Origin of the sequence: Enteroscipio rubneri (genome assembly GCF_963929405.1) — a bacterium.
GTDB classification, from domain to species: domain Bacteria; phylum Actinomycetota; class Coriobacteriia; order Coriobacteriales; family Eggerthellaceae; genus Enteroscipio; species Enteroscipio rubneri.
The window spans coordinates 149,244-168,696 of record NZ_CAWVIN010000003.1; the positions used below are offsets into that span (position 1 = coordinate 149,244).

Genomic DNA, 19,453 nt, shown 5'->3' on the forward strand with positions numbered 1-19,453 from the left:
GGGATGGCGAGGGCGACGCGTACTTCGGTACGCGAGTTCGCGGCATCGCTCGAAGATTGAGCGCCACGGCCGCCCGTCCCCTTCGGGGACTTGCTTCGCGGCGCAGCACATCGACTCGTTCCGATGGCCGCTAGGCCGTCGGAACCCCCTGCTTGCCGAGGCCTTCCAGCAGATAGTTCAGCTGGTCGTGCGCCTCGCCGGCTTCGGGCTCCTCGGTTTCGGCCTGCTTGCAGAAGTACGCCAGCAAGCCGCGGATGGAGTGCTTGCGGTTCTCGGCTTCGTCCCAGCAGATGGACTGCGCACCGTCAATGACCGCGTCGGTGACCTCCTCGCCGCGCGAGGCGGGCAGGCAGTGCATGAATTTGGCGTCCGGGGCGGCCATCGCCATGAGCTCCTCGGTGACCTGGTACGTCGGGTAGAAGATGGCCATCCGCTCGTCCTTCGACAGCTCCTTGTCGTACAGGCCGTACCACACGTCGGTGTACACGAAGTCGGCGTCCTTCATCGCTTCCTCGCGGTTGTCGGTGACGCTCACGCTGCCGCCCGACACCTCGCAGTTCTTGCGGCCGATCTCCAGCAGATCCTCGCGGATCTGATGGCCCTCGGGGCCGTACTGCACGAAGTCCATGCCCATCTTCGAGCAGATGAACATCTCGGACACGCACACCTGGGTGGCGTCGCCCACGAACACCATCTTGCAGTTCTCGATGCGCTTGCCCTCGGGCAGGTGCTCGATCATGGTGAGAAGGTCGCCCATCTCCTGGGTGGGATGGTTGTAGTCGGACATGCCGTTGATCACAGGGATCGTGGCGTACTTCGCCAACTCCACGAGGTCTTCGTGGCGGTCGACGCGCGCTTCGAGGATGTCGAGCAGGCGGCTCATGACGCGCGCCGAGTCCTCGATGGTCTCATGCCCGCCCAGCTGGATGGTGCCGGGCGCGTAGAACTGGCCCGTGCCGCCGAGGTCGGCCATGGCGCCCTCAAACGACAGGCGCGTGCGGGTGGAAACCTGCTGGAAGATCATGCCGAGCGTCTTGTGCTTCAACAGCTCGGGGAAGTAGCCGGCCTTCACGCAGCGCTTGAGCACGCGCGACAGCTCGATCATGTCGAGCAGCTGGTCCTTCGTGAAATCATTGGTATCGAGAAAATCCTTGACGGTCATCGCGATGGGCCTCCTTTAGAAGTGGGGACAAGGGAACCGGCGCGACCGGATTGCAGTACGGACGCGCCTTAGATGCAAGTATCGGGGCTCGAGGAGGAGACGCTCGACAGTGACGAGAAGTCGTGCGAGAATCGAGAGCGAACCGAAACCAAATCGATGAAGGAGCCGTCATGGACCTGCCTGGCCTCATCACCGTCCCGCCCGATCCCATCGAAGAACTCGACGGCCTAGCGCACATGGTGGGCGCGTGCTTCCGTGAAGAGATGTGGTACGCCACCTGGTTGGAGGCGATCGATTCACTCGGAGCGGACGAGTCCCGCAAGCTCGAGATCACGCGCGCAGCCATATACGCGGACTACGCCGTCACGGCGCCGTTCCAGTGCGTGTACACGCTCCCCGACCGCGCGGGAGCAGCGAACGCCTACCTGCGCAGCGAGCTGGAAGGCGTCATCTGGCCCGAACTTGAGGAGCGGTCGGGCGCGCTTCTGGCTGCAGCGCTCACCGCCCAGGAGGCCGAGGCGCTGGGGCCACGCGCCGAGGCGATGGGACCCCTTTCCGACACCTGCTGGCCACTTGAGCGAGCCCGCGATGACGAGGACTTCATCTACTTCATCTCCGTGGGCGTCGACCCCGAGAAGCGCGGCACGGGCGCGTTCCGCCGCCTGTTCACACCGTTTCTCGCCTACGCCGATGAGCACGGGCTAAAAAGCTATCTCGACTGCTACACCGACCGCTTGGAACAGCTGTACGGCCATTTCGGCTTCCAGACGGTGGAGCGGCGCGGCGCCCCCGGCTTCGACATCGTGGAGCGCCTCATGGTGCGCGCGCCGCGCTAGCCTAGGAGAGCCCATGAAGTCGAGCGAATTGGCGGAATTGACCGGGTGCACGGTACGCACGCTGCGCCACTACCACGCCATCGGGCTTCTTCCCGAGCCGCCGCGCGGCGCGAACGGCTACCGCGACTACGGCGCGGAGGACCTTGCGCGCGTGCTGCGCATCAGGCGACTCGCGTCGCTGGGATTCTCGCTCGAGCGTATCGGGCGCGTGATGGACGATATGGATGCGAACCCGGCCGATGCGGCGGGTGTGGGCGCCTCGGAGGCCCTCGACGAACTCGACCGCGAGCTGAAGCTGCAGATCGAGCACCTTGAGGGGCAGCGCCGCACCATTGCCCAGCTGAAGCAGGAGCAGCTCGACCCCGACCTGCCCGTGCGCTTCGCGCGGGCGGTGCGTGCGCTCATCGATTACAAAGAAGGCGCCATCTCCAGCGGCGAGCGCGAGGCCCTGCTGATCGCCGCACACCTCTACACCGAGTCAGACACCGCCGAGCTCGAACGCGTCATGGAGAGAGTCCACCGACTCGGACTGTTTGATCAGATAAAGTCGTTGAACGAGCGCTTCGACGAACTGCCCGCAGACACGCCGCGCGAGAAGCTCGAACGGCTCATCGAGGAAGCGCTCGAGACGATCGACCCCCTTATCGACTGCTTCAATTCCGCCAATTGGGAAGACATAACGAACCCGGAAGACGCCGAAATGGAGCGTTTCGTCGACGAGCTCATGCGCAGGGGACTGAACCCCGCGCAGCTCTACGCCGAGGATCGGCTGGAGGAGGAAATAAAGGCACGCATTTTCGCCCGTCAAGACGCCGCTTCCGACGCCTAGCCCCTCTCCTTCACAACTTCGCCACGCTCCGCTTGACCCCGACGTTACGTCAGGGTTTTTACTGGTGCCTGCACGAAGCCGCCGAGACGGCACGCACGAGACGGCCGCTCCGCGCCCACCGCGACCGAAAGGACCCCCATGCACGGCAAAAGCACCACCATCCGGTTTCTCACCTCCAACGCGCTCTCGCTGTTGGGCAACTCCGTCGCGGGCGTCGTACTGCCGCTGGTGCTGCTGGCGCGCACGGGCGACGCGCTGGCGGCCGGCACGCTCGTGCTCATCTGCGCGGTGCCCCAGATGCTGGCGGGCCTCATGGGCGGCGCGCTGCTCGATCGGCTGAACCGGCGCTCCATCTCCATCGTGTCGGACTTCATCTCGGCACTCGGCATCGCGCTTCTGCCCGTAGTGGACATGGTGTGGGGGCTGAACTTCGGCTGGTTCGTGGCGCTGGGCCTGCTGAGCGCCGTCGGCGACATCCCCGGTATGACGGCGCGCGATGCGCTGCTGCCCGCCGTATGCGAACGGGACGGCGTGAACCTGCAGCAGTTCCTGGGCGCGGCCCAGTCCCTCGACTGCATCGTCACCATCGTGGGACCCGCGCTGGCCGCGCTGCTCATCGGCTTCGGCGGCGACGTGAACGCGCTGTGGGTGACCGCGGCCCTCTCGTGCGCGGCGGCCATCGTCACCGTCACCATCCCGCGCTCGGTAGGCGCCGTGCCCCCGCGCGTAGCCGCAGATGGCGCATGCGATGCAGAAACAGCGCCCGCGAAACGCCGCACAGCCCTCCAGCGCGTCGCAGCCGCCGCCCGCGCTTCACTCGTGGACGGATGCCGTGTGCTGTTCAAAGACGACGCCGTGCTTCGCGCCTCCACCCTGCTCACGTTCGGCATCGTCATGGTCATGGGCAGCTTCCAGGGGCTCGTGCTGCCGGTGCACTTCACCGAGACGGGGCATCCGGAACTGCTCGGCTATGTGCTGTCGGCTATGGCGGCAGGCATGCTGGCAGGGTCGCTCGGCTACGCGGCGCTCGCCCCGCGCGCCCGCAAGCGCACGTGGTATCTCATCTCGCTTGCGGGCATGGCGGCGAGCGTTGCGCTTATGGGCATGCTGCCCGCCTTCCCCGCTCTTATCGCAGGTGCAGTCGTCCTGGGGATGGCGGCCGGACCGGCGTCTGCACTGCTGGGATTCTTCGCCTACGACCGCATTCCCAATGCGCATCGCGGCAGCGCGCTGGGCACGCAGAATGCGCTCATGCTGGTGGCCGCTCCCGTCGCCGTGTTCGCCACCTCCATCGTGGTAAAGTCGGCCGGTACATCGATAGCCGCGCTTGTATTGGTGGGCGCCTGGATGCTGGTGACGGTTGCCGCCCTTTGCGCGAAGAGCATGCGCAACCTGGACGAAGCCGTCCGCTCGCCCAGCGGCGCAGGGGAGGCCGCGCGGGAGACTTCTGGAGCGGCCGCTCAATCTCCGGCCGAGTAAACCCGACGATAGCGCGCTCGTTGCGCCTTTCCAACGGCCGCCCGGGCGCCGCGTAGGCGTTCGGGCGGCGCTCCTATCATGCCAAGCGGAAACGCCCGGGCGCCCAAGCAGCGCGCCCTGCACATGAAAGGAGCCCTCCATGGCACAAACCGCATTGGTCACCGGCGCAACGAGCGGCATCGGCGAATCGCTTTGTCTGCTGTTCGCCAGCGACGGATACAACCTGGTCACCGTAGCGCGCGACAAGGAAGCGCTCGAAAAACAAGCCGACGAGCTGCGTTGCCTGGACATCGAGGTCACCCCCATCGCCTGCGACCTCTCCAATCCCGACGCCGCGCGCACCATCTTCGAGCGCGTGCGCAAGGCCGGCATCGAGATCGAGTTCTTGGTGAACGATGCCGGCTATTCCCCCGCCGGCCGCTTCGCAGAGCTGCCCATCGCCGACATTCGCTCCATGATCCAGGTCAGCGTGACCAGCCTCGCTGAACTCACCAACGTGTTCCTGCACCCCATGCTCGACCGCGGACACGGCCGCATCCTCAATATGAGCTCTATGATGGCGAAGACGCCTTGTCCCTACAACGCGTTGTACGGCGCTGCAAAGGTGTTCGTTCTCTCGTTCTCCACCGCGCTTGCACGCGAGCTACGCGGCACCGGCGTTACGGTGACCACCGTATGCCCGGGCGCCACACGCACGAATTTCCCACGAAACGCAGGCATTGAGGACGCGCCGGCGTGGAAGTACTTCTCCATGGACGCCGATGAGACGGCTATCCGCGTCTACCGTGCCCTTATGCGCGGCGAGCTGTGCGCGGTCACCGGCTGGTACAACAAGATCGGCGCGTTCGGGACACGCTTCATGCCGATGGGATTCCAACTGATGGCAGGCGAATGGCTCATGGGAGCTCGCAAGCATCCGCTCCGCGAAGAGGAAGACGAACCCCGCTCCGATGGCTCAACCTGCTCCGACGATCGCGCACCACTCTCGTCAGGTGACGACAAGAACGGGGAGCGCCAGCACGCGCACGGCAAGGACGACCGCAAAAAGCGCGACGGCGGTTCCGCTTGCTTCCACAGCTCCCGTCGCATGACCATCGACCCGGACGATTGGGGCTGGTTCGGCTGGTAGCTCGCTCGAACGGCGGCTGCACCGTGAATGCGCTGCGCTTACCGCACGTACTCCATCGAGCCAACGTCACCAAGCGAAAAACACTCGCCGTCGAAAGCGAGTCGGGTGACGCTGGCGTTGAGTATCTTGAGCGGGTCGTTTACGCGCGAAGGTTCAAGCAGGTAAACAAGCGTACGCACGACGAACGAATGGGTGACCACGAGCACATTGCCGCCGCCGGCCGCAAGCGCAGCTCGACCCGCATCCTCGAAGAACCGCTTGAGGCGGATCTCGATGTCCGCAAAGCGCTCGGCGCGCCCGGAACGATCGGCTGCGGCGATGACATCGGCAACTTCGGGCAGACGGCTGTTGAGCTCTGCAAACGACAGCTTGCGACCAAACCCCTGGGCGAATACTCGGTGAAGCTGCTCGCCCGGCTCTCCCTCCAGATCGCCATAGCACCATTCGCGCAAGCGAGCATCCTGAGCAGCAGGGATGGAAAAGCCATCGTCCTCAGCGCACGCGGAGCGGGAGTTCGGCCCAGCCGGCACGTATACAGCGCTCTGCACGGCTTCGACGCTGGCAGGCGAGCCCTTGCCCTGCGCCCGCTCGTCGAAGCGCGCCCTTGCGCGTTCAGCCGCACGCGAATCGAGCACCTCGTGAAGCGTCTGCACCGCGCGTCCGCTGTCGCTCGAATACGCGGCGGCGAAATCGACGCCGGCGAGCCCCCGACCGAGCGAGCGTGCAGCTCGCACGCCCTCCTCGGTCAGGGGCGTATCGCACCAGCCCTGCACCTTGCCCATGACATTGAACAGGGTCTGACCGTGCCGCACGACGAAAAAAGTCACGTCCACGGCGCTACGCTCCTTCGTAGTTCGCCAAGAATGCCCGGGTGCGTTCATGCCGGGGGTTGTTGATCAGGTCTGCAGCCGTTCCCTCTTCCACGATCACACCCCCATCCATGAAGATAACGCGGTCAGCCACGTCACGCGCGAAGCTCATCTCGTGCGTGACGATAACCATCGTCATATGCTCGGCAGCAAGGTCGCGAATGACATTGAGCACATCCTTGGTCAACTCGGGGTCGAGCGCACTCGTAGGCTCATCGAAGAACAGGACTTCGGGATTCAGGCACAGCGCCCGGGCGATGGCCACGCGCTGCTGCATGCCTCCCGAGAGCTCGCAGGGAACCTTGTCCTCCGTGCCCGCGAGCCCCATCTTGCCCAGCAGGGCGCGCGCGTGCTCGAACACCTCATCCTTCGGGCGCTTTTGCACGTGGAGGGGCGCATCCGTGATGTTCTTCAGCACCGTGTAATGCGGAAACAGGTTGAAATTCTGGAACACCAAGCCAAACCGCATCTTGGCTTCGCGCTGCACCGCCTTCGATGCATACGCCGCCCGCCCCGCGGCATCGTTTTCGGCCACGATGAGATCGCCGTAAGCCAGGCGACCGGAATCGAGCGTCTCGAGCAGTGTCATGCAGCGCAGCAGCGTGGATTTTCCTCCGCCCGACGGACCGATGATGCCCACGACCTCGCCCTTGCTCACGGAAAGCGAGATGTCCTTGAGCACGATCGCGTCTCCGAAGCTCTTCTTCGCCTGTTCGAGCAACACGATTGGTTTGTCGGTCATCGGTACTCCTTCGTTCCCTAGAACCTCGCGGCTCTTTGAGCTTCGTCAGTCGTGGTAGTAGTCGAGCTTCTTTTCGATGCGGGTGAGGATCATCTCGACGACGAGGTTGAACACCCAGTATATTGCGCCGGCCACCACATAGGGCACCATACTCACTTGAGAGGCGGCGAGCGCCTTCGCCTGGCTGAACATCTCCATGATGCCGAGGACGAATGCAAGCGAAGTATCCTTGACCAACGTGATGATCTCGTTGCTCATTGCCGGAAGGATGCGCTTGACCACCTGCGGCAAGACGATTTTCATGAAGGTCTGGCCCTTGGAGTAGCCCAAGACCGTCGCCGCCTCATACTGCCCGCGCGGGATGGACTGGATGCCGCTGCGATAGATCTCGCCGAAGTAGGCCGCATAGTTGAGGATGAAGCCAACGGAGCATGCGACGTACTTCCAGTCGTTGCCCATATTGAGTCCGAGCAGATAGTACGGTCCGAACATGAGCGCCATGAGCTGCAACATGAGAGGCGTACCGCGCATGATGGAGATGTAGAACCGCGTGATGAGCGCAAGCGGTTTGAACCGGCTCATGCGGCCGAGCGCCACTACTACCCCGAGCGGCAGGGCTCCCACAAGTGTGGTCAAGAATATCTGGGCGGTGAACACCAGTCCTGATAGCAGCAGTTCGATCATGGTCGCGAATTCCATGTTGCCCCTTCCGCCGTTCTGCCGCGCCGCCCGATAGGCAGGTCCCCTTGGGGAGACAGCGGAACGGATTGACACCGCGAAGCGCCGAGGCACGCCGTCCTGCCGGTCGAAGTCCTCCCCGCGCGCATGGAGCGTGCTCTATCGGACGTTCGCGGCAATTCGACGCACCTCAGCGCTTCTCGCTGATTATTACACCAAGCTGCGTTACAGCACCCAGTTGTCGTAGGTGATGCCCTGGTCGGCGTACTTGTCGCACAATTCCTTGACGAAACCCTCGTCGTCAAGCTGCTTGAGAGCGTCGGTCACCTTCTGGGCCATCTCCGTGTTGCCCTTCTTGAAGCCTACTGCGTAGTTCTCGGTGGACAGGGGGTCGAGCTGCACGTAGGCATCGGGCTTCGCGGCCATCTGATACGCGGCGATGGACAGATCGCACGCAACAGCATCCACCATGCCGGACTCAAGCTGCATGAACGCGCTGTTGTATGTATCGATGGTCTGAAGCTCCTTGAACGTGGAGGCAAGGTCAGCCTGGTCGCCCTCGAGCACGTCGAGCGCCGCGGAATCGACCTGCGTCATGACGATCTTGTCGGCCAGGCCATCCAGCGCGGCAATTCCGCTATCGGCCTTCACGACCACCACTTGTTCGTTCATCATGTACGGATCGGAGAACGTGTAGTTGTCCTCGCGGCCCTCCATGGTGAAGCCGTTCCAGATGCAGTCGATGGAGCCGCTGTCGATGAGCGCATCCTTCGCATCCCAGTCGATGGCCTCAAGCTTGAGCTCCCAGCCATTCTTCTCGCATACAGCCTTGGCCAGCTCCAGGTCGAAACCGGTAAACTCGCCGTCGTCACCCACGTAGCCGTAGGGCGGATAGCCCTGATCGAAACCGAGCGTAAACGTGTCGCCCTGAGCGTCAGCCCCGTTGCCCGAATCCGCGGCCTGTTCGCTGCCGCCAGAGCATCCTGCCAGCAGCACCGCCGAAAACGCGAGCGTCGTCAGAGCGACGACGAGCGCCAAAAGCTTCTTCTTCATGTGGTTCTCCCATCCTTCTCCGAAGGTGCCGCTCCCTACCCCGGTAAACGGCACATCCGCTTTTCTACTTTACTGCACTAAAGTGCAGCAGAGAGTATAGCACAGATGGCGCAAGGCGCACGAACCTTCGGGGGACGAACGAACCTTCGGACAGAACGCGCGGCAGACGGCACACCGAAAAGCATGACGAACAGTCGGAGCGGAGCAACGAACGAGGCTATGCCTCGCACGGAACGCGACAACGGGGCGAGATGCGTCCGATACACGCCCTTCTCGGGATGCAGGCATGGCCTGTACGGCGCCTCTACCAGGAATCCCCCTTTTCGGAGGATGGGGCACAACCGGATGCGCCCGAAACATCCGATGCTTCACAGGCCGCATGAGCGCATCCTGCATTCAAGCCCGCAAGAGGTACGGCCCATCCGCCGTAGACGGCGGGCAAGCAGCGCCAATGGGAGAGGAACGAGAGGATAAGGAGAACATCATGAAGAACGAACGCGCCGCCAGCAAGACGAACGGAATGGCAGGATCGGGCAGCCTTTCAAGACGCGCTTTCCTCGGCGTCGGAGCGACGGCCGCGATCGGCGTCGGCGCCCTCGGATTGGCAGGATGCGCGCCCCAGGCGAGCGAGTCCGCCGGCACGTCCAGTTCGCAACCTGCACCTACCGCCGACGATCCGTGGGCCGGTTTCCGAGCCGAGGAGTACGCAGGATCCGCGAGCGAGACGGTCGATGTCGACTTCTGCATCATCGGCTCAGGCGCATCCGGCATGGTGGCCGCCGTCGAAGCCGCACAGAATGGCAAGCAGGTGCTCGTGCTGGAGTCGCAGGAGAACCCCGGCGGAAACGGCATGAACACCGACTGCTGCTTCAGCTTCGGCTCGCCTCAAATGGAGGAAGGCTGCGCGAAGTACGGGCTGACCGTCACCCCCTCCGAAATCATTCGCAGCGAAGTTGAGCTGTACGATTACATGGTAAACCCGCTGCTCTGGGCCGATACCATTGCCCATTCGGCCGACAACACCGCCTGGATGGTGGACAACGGCGTGCGCTTCGCGCCGACCACCGACTACTATGCCGGCAACATGGGCAAGACGCCCACGGCCCTCATGTGGGAGGACAGCTTCTTCAGCGGCGGCGAGTGCATGATGAAGCCCTTATTCGCTGCAGCCGAGAACTTGGGTGTCGAGACGCGAACCAAGACGCGCGCCAAGGCTCTCAAAACCTCGGAGGACGGTGCAGTGACCGGTGTGTATGCCGAGACGAAGGACGGCGTGCTGGAGGTGAACGCGAAGGTCGTCATCCTCGCAGGCGGTGGCTGGGCGGCCAACATGGACATGCTCGCCGAATACGGCGGCTACGACCCCGAAGCCATCACCTCCATGAGCGCAGCAGGCAGCATGGGCGATACGCTGAAGATGGCGGCGGCCATCGGCGCCCGCCAGGAGGCCAAAGCGCGCGGCTATATGTTTGGCAACATGATTGAGGATTTGACCACGTTCTCGCTGCCGCAATACCACCCGGGCATGTGGGTGAACGAGGACGGCGACCGCTTTGCAAACGAGGACTGCGGAGAACTCTGCCATGATTACACCGGCACGGCCGTAGGAGCCCAGAACGAGGTCTACGTCATCTTGAACGACGCGATGGTGGACGAAGCCGAAGCGAGCGGCAATAGCCCCGATTTGCGCAAGGAGATCGAGGCGGCCTTGGCCAAGGGATCGGCCAAGGCCGTATTCAAGGGAGACGACGCCGCCGATCTGGCGAAGAAGGTGGGTTGGGCAGGCGATTTCGAACAGACACTGGCCACATATGAGGAGTACGTCGCCAAGCAGTTCGACGACGAGTTCGGCAAGGACCCTTCGTACCTCGTCTCATTCGGCTCCGGCCCTCTCTACGCCCTCAAGATCCACCAGGAAATCGCGCTGTCGCTGGGCGGCATCATCACCAACCGCTCCTGGCAGGTCGTCGGCGAAGGCAGGCAGCCCGTTCCCAATCTCTACGCTATCGGCGCCGACGGACAGATGGTGTATTTGGGCCTGTACAACTTGAACACCTCGGGTGGCCATATGGCCACCAACGTTGAATCGGGACGCTACTCCGTGAAGCACGCCGTCGCGCACTGCTTCTAGCACTGCGAGCAGCACATCCACCGTTCCCGACGCGCAGCCTATCCCGTGCCCCGGCTTCCCTCCGCCGGGGCACGTCCATTGCGGCAGACGCTCTCGCTACCGGCCGAACTCGTCAAGCATCCTGAGCAGGTCCTGACGGTTGCCAACGCCCGTCTTCTCGTAGATGTGGCCGATATGGGTCTTCACCGTGCTGTGCGCTACGAACAGCTCATCGGCAGCGGCCTGCACGCTACGACCGCGCGCGATGAGCGCAAGGACCTCCGTCTCGCGCGCAGAAAGCCCGTATCGGCAGGCGAAGCGTTCGCACCTCCCAGGCGGTGCGTCCTCCTCGGCACGCGCAGGCGCCAGAATCGCGCCGTCCGCCAAACTCTTTCCCGGGATATCGAACGACCCCGCCAGAATGAAGGCGAATACGAGACCGAGCGAGATGACGGTCAGCCATGTTCCGGCACCGCTTGCCAAGAACAGCCCCAGGAAGAACGCGAGCAGCAGCGAAGCCTGCATGACCGCTCCGCCGAAACCGAACACGCGCCAAGGACTTTGGCGAGCCGCAAGGCAAGTGCGCGCCAACGACGTCAAGATAAACATCTCGAAAAGGATCGTCCCGGCCAGCACCAGCGCCGATGCAAGCACCTGATCTTGCGACCGCGCGAGCGCGAGCGCGATGAGGCCGACCGATATGATGGGCACAACGAACCGGTAGAGCAGATTCGAATAGCGCTCATGGCGCGCCAGCGCATAGTCCACCGCCGCCACAAGCGCGATGATCACCGTGTAGATGCCGTATATTTGGAACAGCGCAGTGCCAGATGCCTCGGCTGCAACCCGACTCGCCGCTCCCGTGACAAATCCTGCAGGCAGCTCGTATACGAACAGACCCACCACAAACGCGAGAGGGAACAGCGCACGCAACCGGGCCTTCGCAGCGCGCCCAGGAGCACAGCCCTCAAACACCAACCGGGAGGCGGAGGTCGGAAAGCCCGCCACAGCCGCACCGGACACGAGCGGCAGCACCAGGAGCGCTGCTACGGCCACCGTCGCATCGATTCGCGTCGTGACGAACCAGATGACTGTGCCGCATACGGTGGCCAGCAAAAAGACGGAGCCCGGCACCTTGCGCCCGACAAGCTCCGTGAACTTCGACATCCAGCAGAGGAACAGCAAAGCACCGCCGCACGCCGCCGCCGCACGACCGAGCACGATGCAAGCGGGAGGCAGCCCAAGGAGCACGGCGCCCGTCAGCATGGCCGTCCCGGCCGTGCACAATGCCGCCGTCAGAAAGAACGTGCGGTGACACGCGAACCCCATCGGACGAAGCGATGCCGCAACGGCGCAGATCACCTGCACGGCAAGGTATGCGACATGCACCACAAGCGATGCCGCGCCCGAATCCAGCGGCGACGACGCCCACACAAGCGGGCTGGACGTCATGGACAGCCACCAGGCGTTCGAAGCGCCGAGGCCCAGGCAGAACAACACGGTATGCAGCATGTCCTCTCGTTGCACCACAAGCCTCCCCGCCTCGTGCGTGTGCGATCGCACATCATCCCTCGGCCATTGTACGCCTTTCACATCGTTCGATCATCATGAACACAACGAAGGGCGCGCGCGGAGCGGACGCGGGACTGCGTCGGAAAAGATGGGACTGTTGTGACCTGGCCTTATCCGGGAACGAAACGCCTCGGCGGTTCTGAGTCCCTATCCTGATTCCCGAATTCGGCGATTGCCTGCCACTGAGTCCCGGCGGGAGGGAATGCGCTATCATAGGCGCATCGAAGCGATGGCCCTCCGGACGGCGGCCTTCCGGATGAAAGAGGAGGATATGGAAAGCTATCTGCACTATCGGGAAGAGGGAACGGGCGATCCGCTCATCCTGCTTCACGGAAACGGCGAGGACGGCGGGTACTTCGTACATCAGATCGAACGATTCTCACAGCGATTCCGCACCATCGCGGTCGATACGCGCGGACACGGCGCGTCGCCGCGCGGCAACGCGCCGTTCACGTTCGCGCAATTCGCCCGCGATCTCGAAAACTTCCTGAACGAACTCGAACTTCCGCGAGCGAACCTCCTCGGCTTCTCGGACGGCGGCATCATTGCGCTCCTGTTCGCGCTTGAGCACCCCGATCGCGTCGAGCGCATGGTGCTCAACGGCGCCAACCTGTTCCCAGAGGGCGTCGAACCCGGCCTGCGCGAACGCATTCGCGCGAAGCACGAGGCATACCGTGGCAACGCGCCCTACGAGGATGCCGACACGCAGCGGAAATACGAGCTTGTGCGCCTCATGGCCGAGGAACCGCATATCGACCCGGCCGATCTTGCCGACCTTGCCGTGCCGACCCTCGTGATTGCCGGCACCGGAGACATGATCGAGGAGGAGCACACCCGCCTTATCGCCGCAAGCCTACCCTGCGCCGAATTGGCCATCATTCCCGGCGATCACTTTATCGCCCGCGACAACCACGAAGCATTCAACGATGCGGTCGAGCGGTTCCTTCTTGCCCCGTAGGCAGCGTGCACGTTTCCGGAGCATGGATAGCCATCGGGTCCACCACGGCCCCGCGATAGCCTCGCAGGATTGCGAAGCGTGCAGCCCATCCAAGGAGGGTTGCACGCTTCGATCGCGTTCGCGCTAGCTTCGCACGCCCGATATGGTCTGCTCGACAATACTGTCCATGACATCGGCCGTGAGCATGCCCGATACGTAGCCGAACACGTTGCCGTCCTTGTCGATCATGAACGTCGTCGGAAACGACATGATGCCGTACGCGCCGAAAAGTCGGCTCGACGTGTCCATGAGCACGGGGTACGTGATGCCGTGCTCGTCGATGAACGCCTTCACCTCTTCCACGCTCGCATCGCTATTCTGCGGGTGCTCGTCGGTCTTGGGATTTGCCACGCCAAGCACCACGAGATCGCCTTCATTCTTACCGCGGTCGTTGTACAGCGCCTCGATATCAGGCAGTTCGCGTTGGCATGGCCCACACCAGGTGGCCCAGAAGTTCAGGAAGATCGTTTTGCCCCTGTAGTCCGACAAGGTATGCTCCACGCCGTTTTGATCCACGAGCACAAGATCTACGAGAGGAGCCTGCTGCACATCGGAATCCGCTTGCCCAGCCGAACCCGCATCGGAGTCCGGCGAACCGGAACCGGCTTTCGAGTCACCGTCTGCCGTACCCTGGTCGGCAGGCTGCTCCTGCGCAGCCGGCGCGGCGCCAAACGACGACAGGTAACTGGTCACGCCGTTCATCCACCCGGTTATGGTCATGATGCCCATGACGATGAGTAGCGCGCCGCCCACCTTCACCGTGTATTTCACCACGTTGCCATGCGACTTGAAGAACCTCAGCACCTCGCCCGTGAACAGGCCCACCGCCAAGAACGGCAGCACGAACCCGAGGGTGTACACGCCCACGAGCAGAAACCCCGTAGCCGCGGAAGCGCTCGACGACGCCATGAGCAGCACACTCGCCAACACCGGGCCCACGCACGGCGTCCACGCAAAACTGAACGTGAAGCCGAGCACGAGCGCCACGAGCGGATTCATGGCGAAGCGGTCGAGACGGAACGGCAGTCGCCGCTGCGTCTCGATGGCGCGAGCCTTGCCGAATGCGCCGAGCATGTACAAGCCGAATGCCGCCATGACGAGACCCGCCAGGATGGAGAACAGACGCTGATTGCCTGTGAAGAACTGACCGAGCGCCGTGAAGCCGAAGCCCAGCAGGAAGAACGCAAAGCTCACGCCCACAACGAAGAACACCGTGTTCATGAGTACGTTCACACGTGGATACTCAAAGGTGCCGTCCTCGCCCCGCTTCGCCGTGCCCCCGGCAAGATACCCCACGTACAACGGAATAAGCGGGAGCACGCAGGGCGAGAAGAAGCTCAACAATCCCTGGATGAACACGGTGATGGCGGGGACGCTCGTCTCGAGAGAAAAACCCATGGCGGCCTCCTTGCGGGTCGCGAAACATGTACAGGGTCAAGGCCTCAACAAGAGGCCGGATGCTTTATACGCTGCCGAAGATGCGCGCGTCGATGTCGGCCACGCTTGTGAGCGCTAACCGCTCGCGGCAGCGCTCATTGAGATCAACGAAGATATCGTCCATGATGTCCGCCATTCCCGAGGCCACAAGGCATTCCATATCAGTATCGCCGCTTCTCCACGATGACTGGACGAATCGAACGCCAAGCGCGTCGGCCACCTGCTTCAGATCAGTCTTGGCAGGATCGGCGGCGAACCGATAGCCGCCAACGCTTCCCTCCCGTGTCTCCACGAAGCCGGCGCGCTTGAGAGGGGCCATCACCTTGCGCACGCGCGCCGCGTTTGTGCATATATTATCAGCCAGCGCCTCGCTCGATACGACGTCGGCCTTATGGTTCAAGTACACGAGCGCATGAACCGCAACGACAAAATCGCTGTTCATAGTACACCTGCTTTCTTCATACCGAACATCCTGCGCACGACAACGGCCTCGTCGGCGCATATCGGACAAGAGGCGCAAGCACTTCCGCTCGGATTCTTCCGCGGTGCGCATGCTGAACCTCGGACGGCGCTTTGCAACCTAACTGTATTCATCATTTATACAGTATTTTCTGTACAGAAGCTAGATACAGTTTACCCGTCGACAAGATATCCACGAACCGAGCCGGCTAGCGCTTCAAACTGGAAAGGATGGCTGGGCGTGCCGGAGGATTCAGCAGGTGAATGAGGCGCGGCTCGAAATCAAACAGCTCGTCGGTGGAGACGACGGAGTCGACTTCGAGGCAGTCCTTGAGACAGGCGTCGGCGCACAACCCGCATTGCACGCAGTCAGCCGCCGAAAACTCGAGGAAGCTTCCCTCTCCTTCCTCGGGCTTCAAATCGCTTTTGGCGAGCGCGCCCGTAGGGCAGAACACCGTGCACATGCCACAGGAGCTGCACGCCTCAAGATCGATGGCAACGGTACCGAACAGGCGCGTATCGATCTCGTCCGCAACCGGCACGCCCAATCCGTCCATCGCGTCGAGCACGCGCATCCTTCGTTGCGGGTTGAACTGTGGAAGTGTGCCGGAATCGGACATGCGCAGTCGATCGCGCAGCGTGGGCGCGCCCTCTTTCTCGTTCTTGAAAGCCACCTCTACCGTCTTCTCGGCTGCGTCCTTCGCACGCGAGCGCGCCTGCGAGAAGAACCCGCGACGTGAAGCCCCCAGCAGGCTGCGCTTGTCTTCCAGCACGATATGCTCGGGAAAATCCGAGGCCCGTTCCACGCGGACGGCGCAGCCCTGCGCAGCTATGAGGCTGTTGGCCGACTTCACCGTGGCGTCGATGCCCGCCACGTTCGAACGGAACCGGCACGTATCGCACGTGCCGTCCACCAGCAGGATCTCGTCCACCCCGCGGGCGGCGAGGCCCAGCAGCACGCTCTCTTCAAGACGCGCGAGACAAGGAACCTCTGCATACTTCGAAGGATCGCCTCGATGCTTCGAAGCGATGCGCGCGCAGGCGAATACGGCCGGTCCGCCTGCGGCAACCACCGAGGAGGCAATAGCCGACGCCAAATCCTCGTCGAGCGGCTGAAGCGGAATGAGAGCCTCCGTCGGGCAGACGGTCGTGCAAGCGCCGCATGCAACACAGCGCTCCGTATCGATCGAGAGCACGTTGTGCTCGGCGTGCACGGCATCCATCGGACAGGCATCGGTGCATCTGCGGCACGATGCATGGCGGTTGCGAACGGCAACGCAACGGTCTACCGCCAGATACACCGCTTTACTCTCGAGCGCCTCGGCCACTTCCATGATATCTACAAGATTCGGCATGCCCGCCCATTCCGCCTTTCTTCGTTCCTTTTCACACTCGCCCCCGAGGAGACTAACATGCGCGTCCTTATTTTCCGAGGAACGATTCCTCGATGGAGCGCAGCTCCTCCGGCGTGTTCGCATTGATGAAGCAGCCGCCCATCGGCTCAGCTTCGAGCACCCGCTCCTGCGGAAACTCACACACGTTGACCTCGGAAAAGAACGCCTGGGCGCGCTTCTCGCCCCGATCAAGCGCCGCTTGCACGGCCGACAAGCATCCCGCTCTCCGGTAGAGCGCGTGAAACGGCTCGAAACCGTGCTTGTTCGAAGGAACGACGGCGTCCGCACCCGATTCGTTCATGGCAAGCGACTCGGCCACCACGAGTGACGCGCTGGCAAACACCATGTCGCACGCCACCACGGCCACGTACGGATTGCTCGCCGCCAGAAGCGCCGTGTAGAGTCCCGGGAGCGCACCGCGCACGGTGCGAGCATCGGGCACGAGCCGGATGCCGTGCTCCGGATACCGGTCTTTCAAGAATTCAAGATTCTCCGGCTCGTTCGTCGTGATGATCAGCTCGTCAGCCGCTGGAGCAAGGCGCTCAACCAGCCGGCAGATGAGGGGCCGACCGGCAAAGGCCACCGTCGCCTTGCTGCGGCCCATGCGGCGACTCTCCCCGCCCGCCTGGATGACCACCGTCACTCGGGGCCGCGCGAAACGCTGTTCGAGAAAGTCTGCCAGCGCACGCACGTCGTCCGGATCGAACGCCGGCACGCCGTAGGATACTGCGGCACGCCGAGCCTCGTCGATGTCAGTGACGACAGCGACCGTGCTTGCCGTAGGCAGCTTGCCTACAATATCGACACAGTCGATACCCGACGGCAAGGATCGGTCATCGCCCTCGCCGGGCGCGCCCAGGACGTCGTCAGACGCGCCCGAAGCCGCCAGTTCGCACGCACTTGTATCGAGGCTTCCCGCGCCAAGGGCAGCCCTGTATGCCCCGCGCTCCACCACGACGCGCTCGCGCGCAAGCTGAGTGAAATCGGCGCCGAGCGGCCAACCGCACCGCGCACCTTCGGCGAACACGGAAGCCGCGCGCGCATCAGACTCGTTGGCCGCACGCATGATCTCGATGGTGGGCAAGCCGCTTTTTCGGTAGCCCTCCACCACGACGATGTCGTGACCGGGCATGCCGCGCACGATGTCCGCGCACTCCAGCTCACCTTCGATGGACTTGATGCATGCCATTTGCCCTGGAGCGGCTATGACGGCCTCCCGCGCGCCCGCGGCGCGGTGGCGGTACGAGTCCTTGCCTGGATAGTCGATATCGAAGCCCGCATGGCTGTGGTGCTTCACGCTGCCCACATCCAAGCCACGCGCGACGAGTTCAGCGATGAGCCGCTCGACGAGCGTGGTCTTGCCTGAATTGTGACGTCCGACGACGGCAACAGCCGGGCTGGGAATGTACACCATGCGCTCCCCCCTCTGCATTCGGCGCACAGTATAGCATGACGTCCCTCTTCGACGCGTGAGGCTTAGCATCCGGCGCGCCCGCACGCAAGCAGAACAGCTCACCGAAAACTATTGTTGTGATTTCGTGGAGATTGTTTTATAATATGCTCTGTTTTACAAGAGGCTTCGATGCTTCGCTAAAGAAAGGGGTTCTGTTTTTGGAGGGGGCAGGACCCTTTTTCTTTCGTAAAACGGGCGGGCCGGATGCCAAGCATCCGGCCCGCTTCTTATGCAGCTTGACCACCTCGCTGCAGAACGGGTGCGCCTCGCATACTCGCCATCCGTCAAAAGCCTACAGCTCTCGACGCGCCTCGAGAGCGCGCCCAAGCGTCACCTCGTCAGCGAACTCCAAATCGCCGCCAACGGGAAGGCCGCTTGCCGGACGCGTGACGCGAATGCCAAGCGGCTTGATGAGACGCGCCAGATAGGCGGCCGTCGTCTCGCCCTCCACGTTGGGATTCGTGGCAAGCACAACCTCTTCGATATCTTCAGAGGCCAAGCGCTTCATAAGCTCGGCAATATGGAGGTTGTCCGGACCGACGCCCTCCATGGGCGACAGCTCCCCACCCAACACGTGATACAGCCCCGAGTATACGGCTGTTCGCTCGATGGGCGGAATATCGCGCGGCTCGCCGACCACGCAGATGGAGCGCGCATCGCGATTGGACGAGCGGCATATTTCGCACAGCTCGTCCTCGGCGTAATTGAAGCACCGCGCACAGAACCGCACGCTCTCCTTCACCTCTGAAATAGCCTCCGATAGACGCAGCGCCGTCGCCTTATCGGCGTTGAGGATCCAATAGGCTATCCGTTGCGCGGATTTGGGCCCGACGCCGGGTAGGCGCTCGAGCTCATCAAGGAGCTTTTGAATGGACGGCGCTGCATGCACGGCTTAAACGCTCCGACTACATGAGCCCGGGGATGTTCATGCCCCCGGTCACGGTGTTTAAGCGGCGCGAGCTTTCCTCGGAAACACCGCGCAGAGCCTCGTTGACGGCAGCGAGCACCGTATCCTCGAGCATCTCAACGTCGTCGGGATCAACCGCCTCGGGGTCGATAGAGATGCTCTTCACGGCCATATCGCCGGTTGCCACCGCCTTGACCATTCCGCCGCCCGCCGTAGCCTCGAACTCCAGATATTGGATCTCTTCCTGCGCTTTGGCGAGTTCAGCCTGCATGCGTTGGGCCTGTTTCATCATCTTCTTCATGTCCATGGTCTTGCCTTTCGGTCTCATTGGTATGTTCGAACGCCCG

General features: G+C 63.0%; 18 protein-coding genes. 6 read left to right on the forward strand and 12 right to left on the reverse strand.

Going from position 1 to position 19,453, the window contains the following annotated elements; all coding sequences use genetic code 11:
* Positions 1-130: 130 nt before the first annotated feature.
* Positions 131-1,162 (reverse strand): putrescine carbamoyltransferase, encoded by a 1,032-nt coding sequence (ptcA, locus tag ABGT83_RS07905; protein WP_103265096.1) that lies wholly within the window; start codon positions 1,160-1,162, stop codon positions 131-133.
* A 170-nt stretch (positions 1,163-1,332) separates the two neighbouring features.
* On the opposite strand from ptcA, the gene ABGT83_RS07910 reads away from it, so the two are divergent.
* The 4 genes from ABGT83_RS07910 to ABGT83_RS07925 all read left to right on the forward strand — a co-directional run bounded on the left by ABGT83_RS07910 (position 1,333) and on the right by ABGT83_RS07925 (position 5,435).
* Entirely contained in the window at positions 1,333-1,998 is a 666-nt protein-coding gene (locus ABGT83_RS07910; RefSeq protein ID WP_346686876.1) for a GNAT family N-acetyltransferase, read from the forward strand.
* Between the two features lie 13 nt (positions 1,999-2,011).
* A complete protein-coding gene (locus ABGT83_RS07915; RefSeq protein WP_346686878.1) occupies positions 2,012-2,827 on the forward strand; it encodes a MerR family transcriptional regulator in 816 nt (271 codons plus the stop codon).
* A gap of 138 nt (positions 2,828-2,965) precedes the next feature.
* Complete coding sequence (locus tag ABGT83_RS07920) at positions 2,966-4,306, forward strand: MFS transporter (RefSeq protein WP_346686880.1); 1,341 nt, start codon at positions 2,966-2,968, stop codon at positions 4,304-4,306.
* 139 nt (positions 4,307-4,445) lie between these two features.
* Positions 4,446-5,435, forward strand: coding sequence for an SDR family NAD(P)-dependent oxidoreductase (locus ABGT83_RS07925; RefSeq protein WP_346686882.1), 990 nt, complete (start codon positions 4,446-4,448; stop codon positions 5,433-5,435).
* Positions 5,436-5,473: 38 nt separating this feature from the next.
* Here the strand turns inward: ABGT83_RS07925 and ABGT83_RS07930 are convergent, their stop codons facing one another.
* The 4 genes from ABGT83_RS07930 to ABGT83_RS07945 all read right to left on the reverse strand — a co-directional run bounded on the left by ABGT83_RS07930 (position 5,474) and on the right by ABGT83_RS07945 (position 8,777).
* The gene (locus tag ABGT83_RS07930; RefSeq protein ID WP_239926462.1) at positions 5,474-6,268 is read right to left on the reverse strand and encodes a histidine phosphatase family protein; all 795 of its coding nucleotides are present in this window, start codon (positions 6,266-6,268) and stop codon (positions 5,474-5,476) included.
* 4 nt (positions 6,269-6,272) lie between these two features.
* Positions 6,273-7,046 carry an amino acid ABC transporter ATP-binding protein gene (locus ABGT83_RS07935; RefSeq protein WP_346686884.1) on the reverse strand — a complete coding sequence of 258 codons (774 nt, stop codon included), beginning with the start codon at positions 7,044-7,046 and terminating at the stop codon, positions 6,273-6,275.
* Positions 7,047-7,091: 45 nt separating this feature from the next.
* Positions 7,092-7,745, reverse strand: a complete 654-nt coding sequence (locus ABGT83_RS07940; protein WP_346686886.1) for an amino acid ABC transporter permease — start codon at positions 7,743-7,745, stop codon at positions 7,092-7,094.
* 204 nt (positions 7,746-7,949) lie between these two features.
* Positions 7,950-8,777 (reverse strand): transporter substrate-binding domain-containing protein, encoded by an 828-nt coding sequence (locus ABGT83_RS07945; protein ID WP_103265089.1) that lies wholly within the window; start codon positions 8,775-8,777, stop codon positions 7,950-7,952.
* Between the two features lie 484 nt (positions 8,778-9,261).
* Between ABGT83_RS07945 and ABGT83_RS07950 the strand changes: the two genes are divergently transcribed.
* Entirely contained in the window at positions 9,262-10,908 is a 1,647-nt protein-coding gene (locus ABGT83_RS07950; protein ID WP_346686888.1) for an FAD-dependent oxidoreductase, read from the forward strand.
* 96 nt (positions 10,909-11,004) lie between these two features.
* Here ABGT83_RS07950 and ABGT83_RS07955 read toward each other — a convergent pair whose 3' ends face one another.
* The gene (locus ABGT83_RS07955; protein ID WP_346686890.1) at positions 11,005-12,399 is read right to left on the reverse strand and encodes a response regulator transcription factor; all 1,395 of its coding nucleotides are present in this window, start codon (positions 12,397-12,399) and stop codon (positions 11,005-11,007) included.
* Positions 12,400-12,730: 331 nt separating this feature from the next.
* On the opposite strand from ABGT83_RS07955, the gene ABGT83_RS07960 reads away from it, so the two are divergent.
* The gene (locus tag ABGT83_RS07960; protein WP_346686892.1) at positions 12,731-13,417 is read left to right on the forward strand and encodes an alpha/beta fold hydrolase; all 687 of its coding nucleotides are present in this window, start codon (positions 12,731-12,733) and stop codon (positions 13,415-13,417) included.
* A gap of 123 nt (positions 13,418-13,540) precedes the next feature.
* Here the strand turns inward: ABGT83_RS07960 and ABGT83_RS07965 are convergent, their stop codons facing one another.
* From ABGT83_RS07965 to ABGT83_RS07990, 6 genes are all read right to left on the reverse strand, one after another.
* Positions 13,541-14,854, reverse strand: a complete 1,314-nt coding sequence (locus tag ABGT83_RS07965; RefSeq protein WP_346686894.1) for a cytochrome c biogenesis protein/redoxin — start codon at positions 14,852-14,854, stop codon at positions 13,541-13,543.
* A 64-nt stretch (positions 14,855-14,918) separates the two neighbouring features.
* The gene (locus ABGT83_RS07970) at positions 14,919-15,335 is read right to left on the reverse strand and encodes an RrF2 family transcriptional regulator (RefSeq protein WP_103265085.1); all 417 of its coding nucleotides are present in this window, start codon (positions 15,333-15,335) and stop codon (positions 14,919-14,921) included.
* A gap of 226 nt (positions 15,336-15,561) precedes the next feature.
* Complete coding sequence (locus tag ABGT83_RS07975; RefSeq protein WP_346686896.1) at positions 15,562-16,707, reverse strand: 4Fe-4S binding protein; 1,146 nt, start codon at positions 16,705-16,707, stop codon at positions 15,562-15,564.
* Positions 16,708-16,774: 67 nt separating this feature from the next.
* A complete protein-coding gene (gene mobB / locus ABGT83_RS07980; RefSeq protein WP_346686898.1) occupies positions 16,775-18,160 on the reverse strand; it encodes a molybdopterin-guanine dinucleotide biosynthesis protein B in 1,386 nt (461 codons plus the stop codon).
* A gap of 331 nt (positions 18,161-18,491) precedes the next feature.
* Positions 18,492-19,088, reverse strand: coding sequence for a recombination mediator RecR (gene recR / locus ABGT83_RS07985; RefSeq protein ID WP_103265082.1), 597 nt, complete (start codon positions 19,086-19,088; stop codon positions 18,492-18,494).
* Positions 19,089-19,104: 16 nt separating this feature from the next.
* Positions 19,105-19,413, reverse strand: a complete 309-nt coding sequence (locus ABGT83_RS07990; RefSeq protein WP_103265081.1) for a YbaB/EbfC family nucleoid-associated protein — start codon at positions 19,411-19,413, stop codon at positions 19,105-19,107.
* Positions 19,414-19,453: the final 40 nt, after the last annotated feature.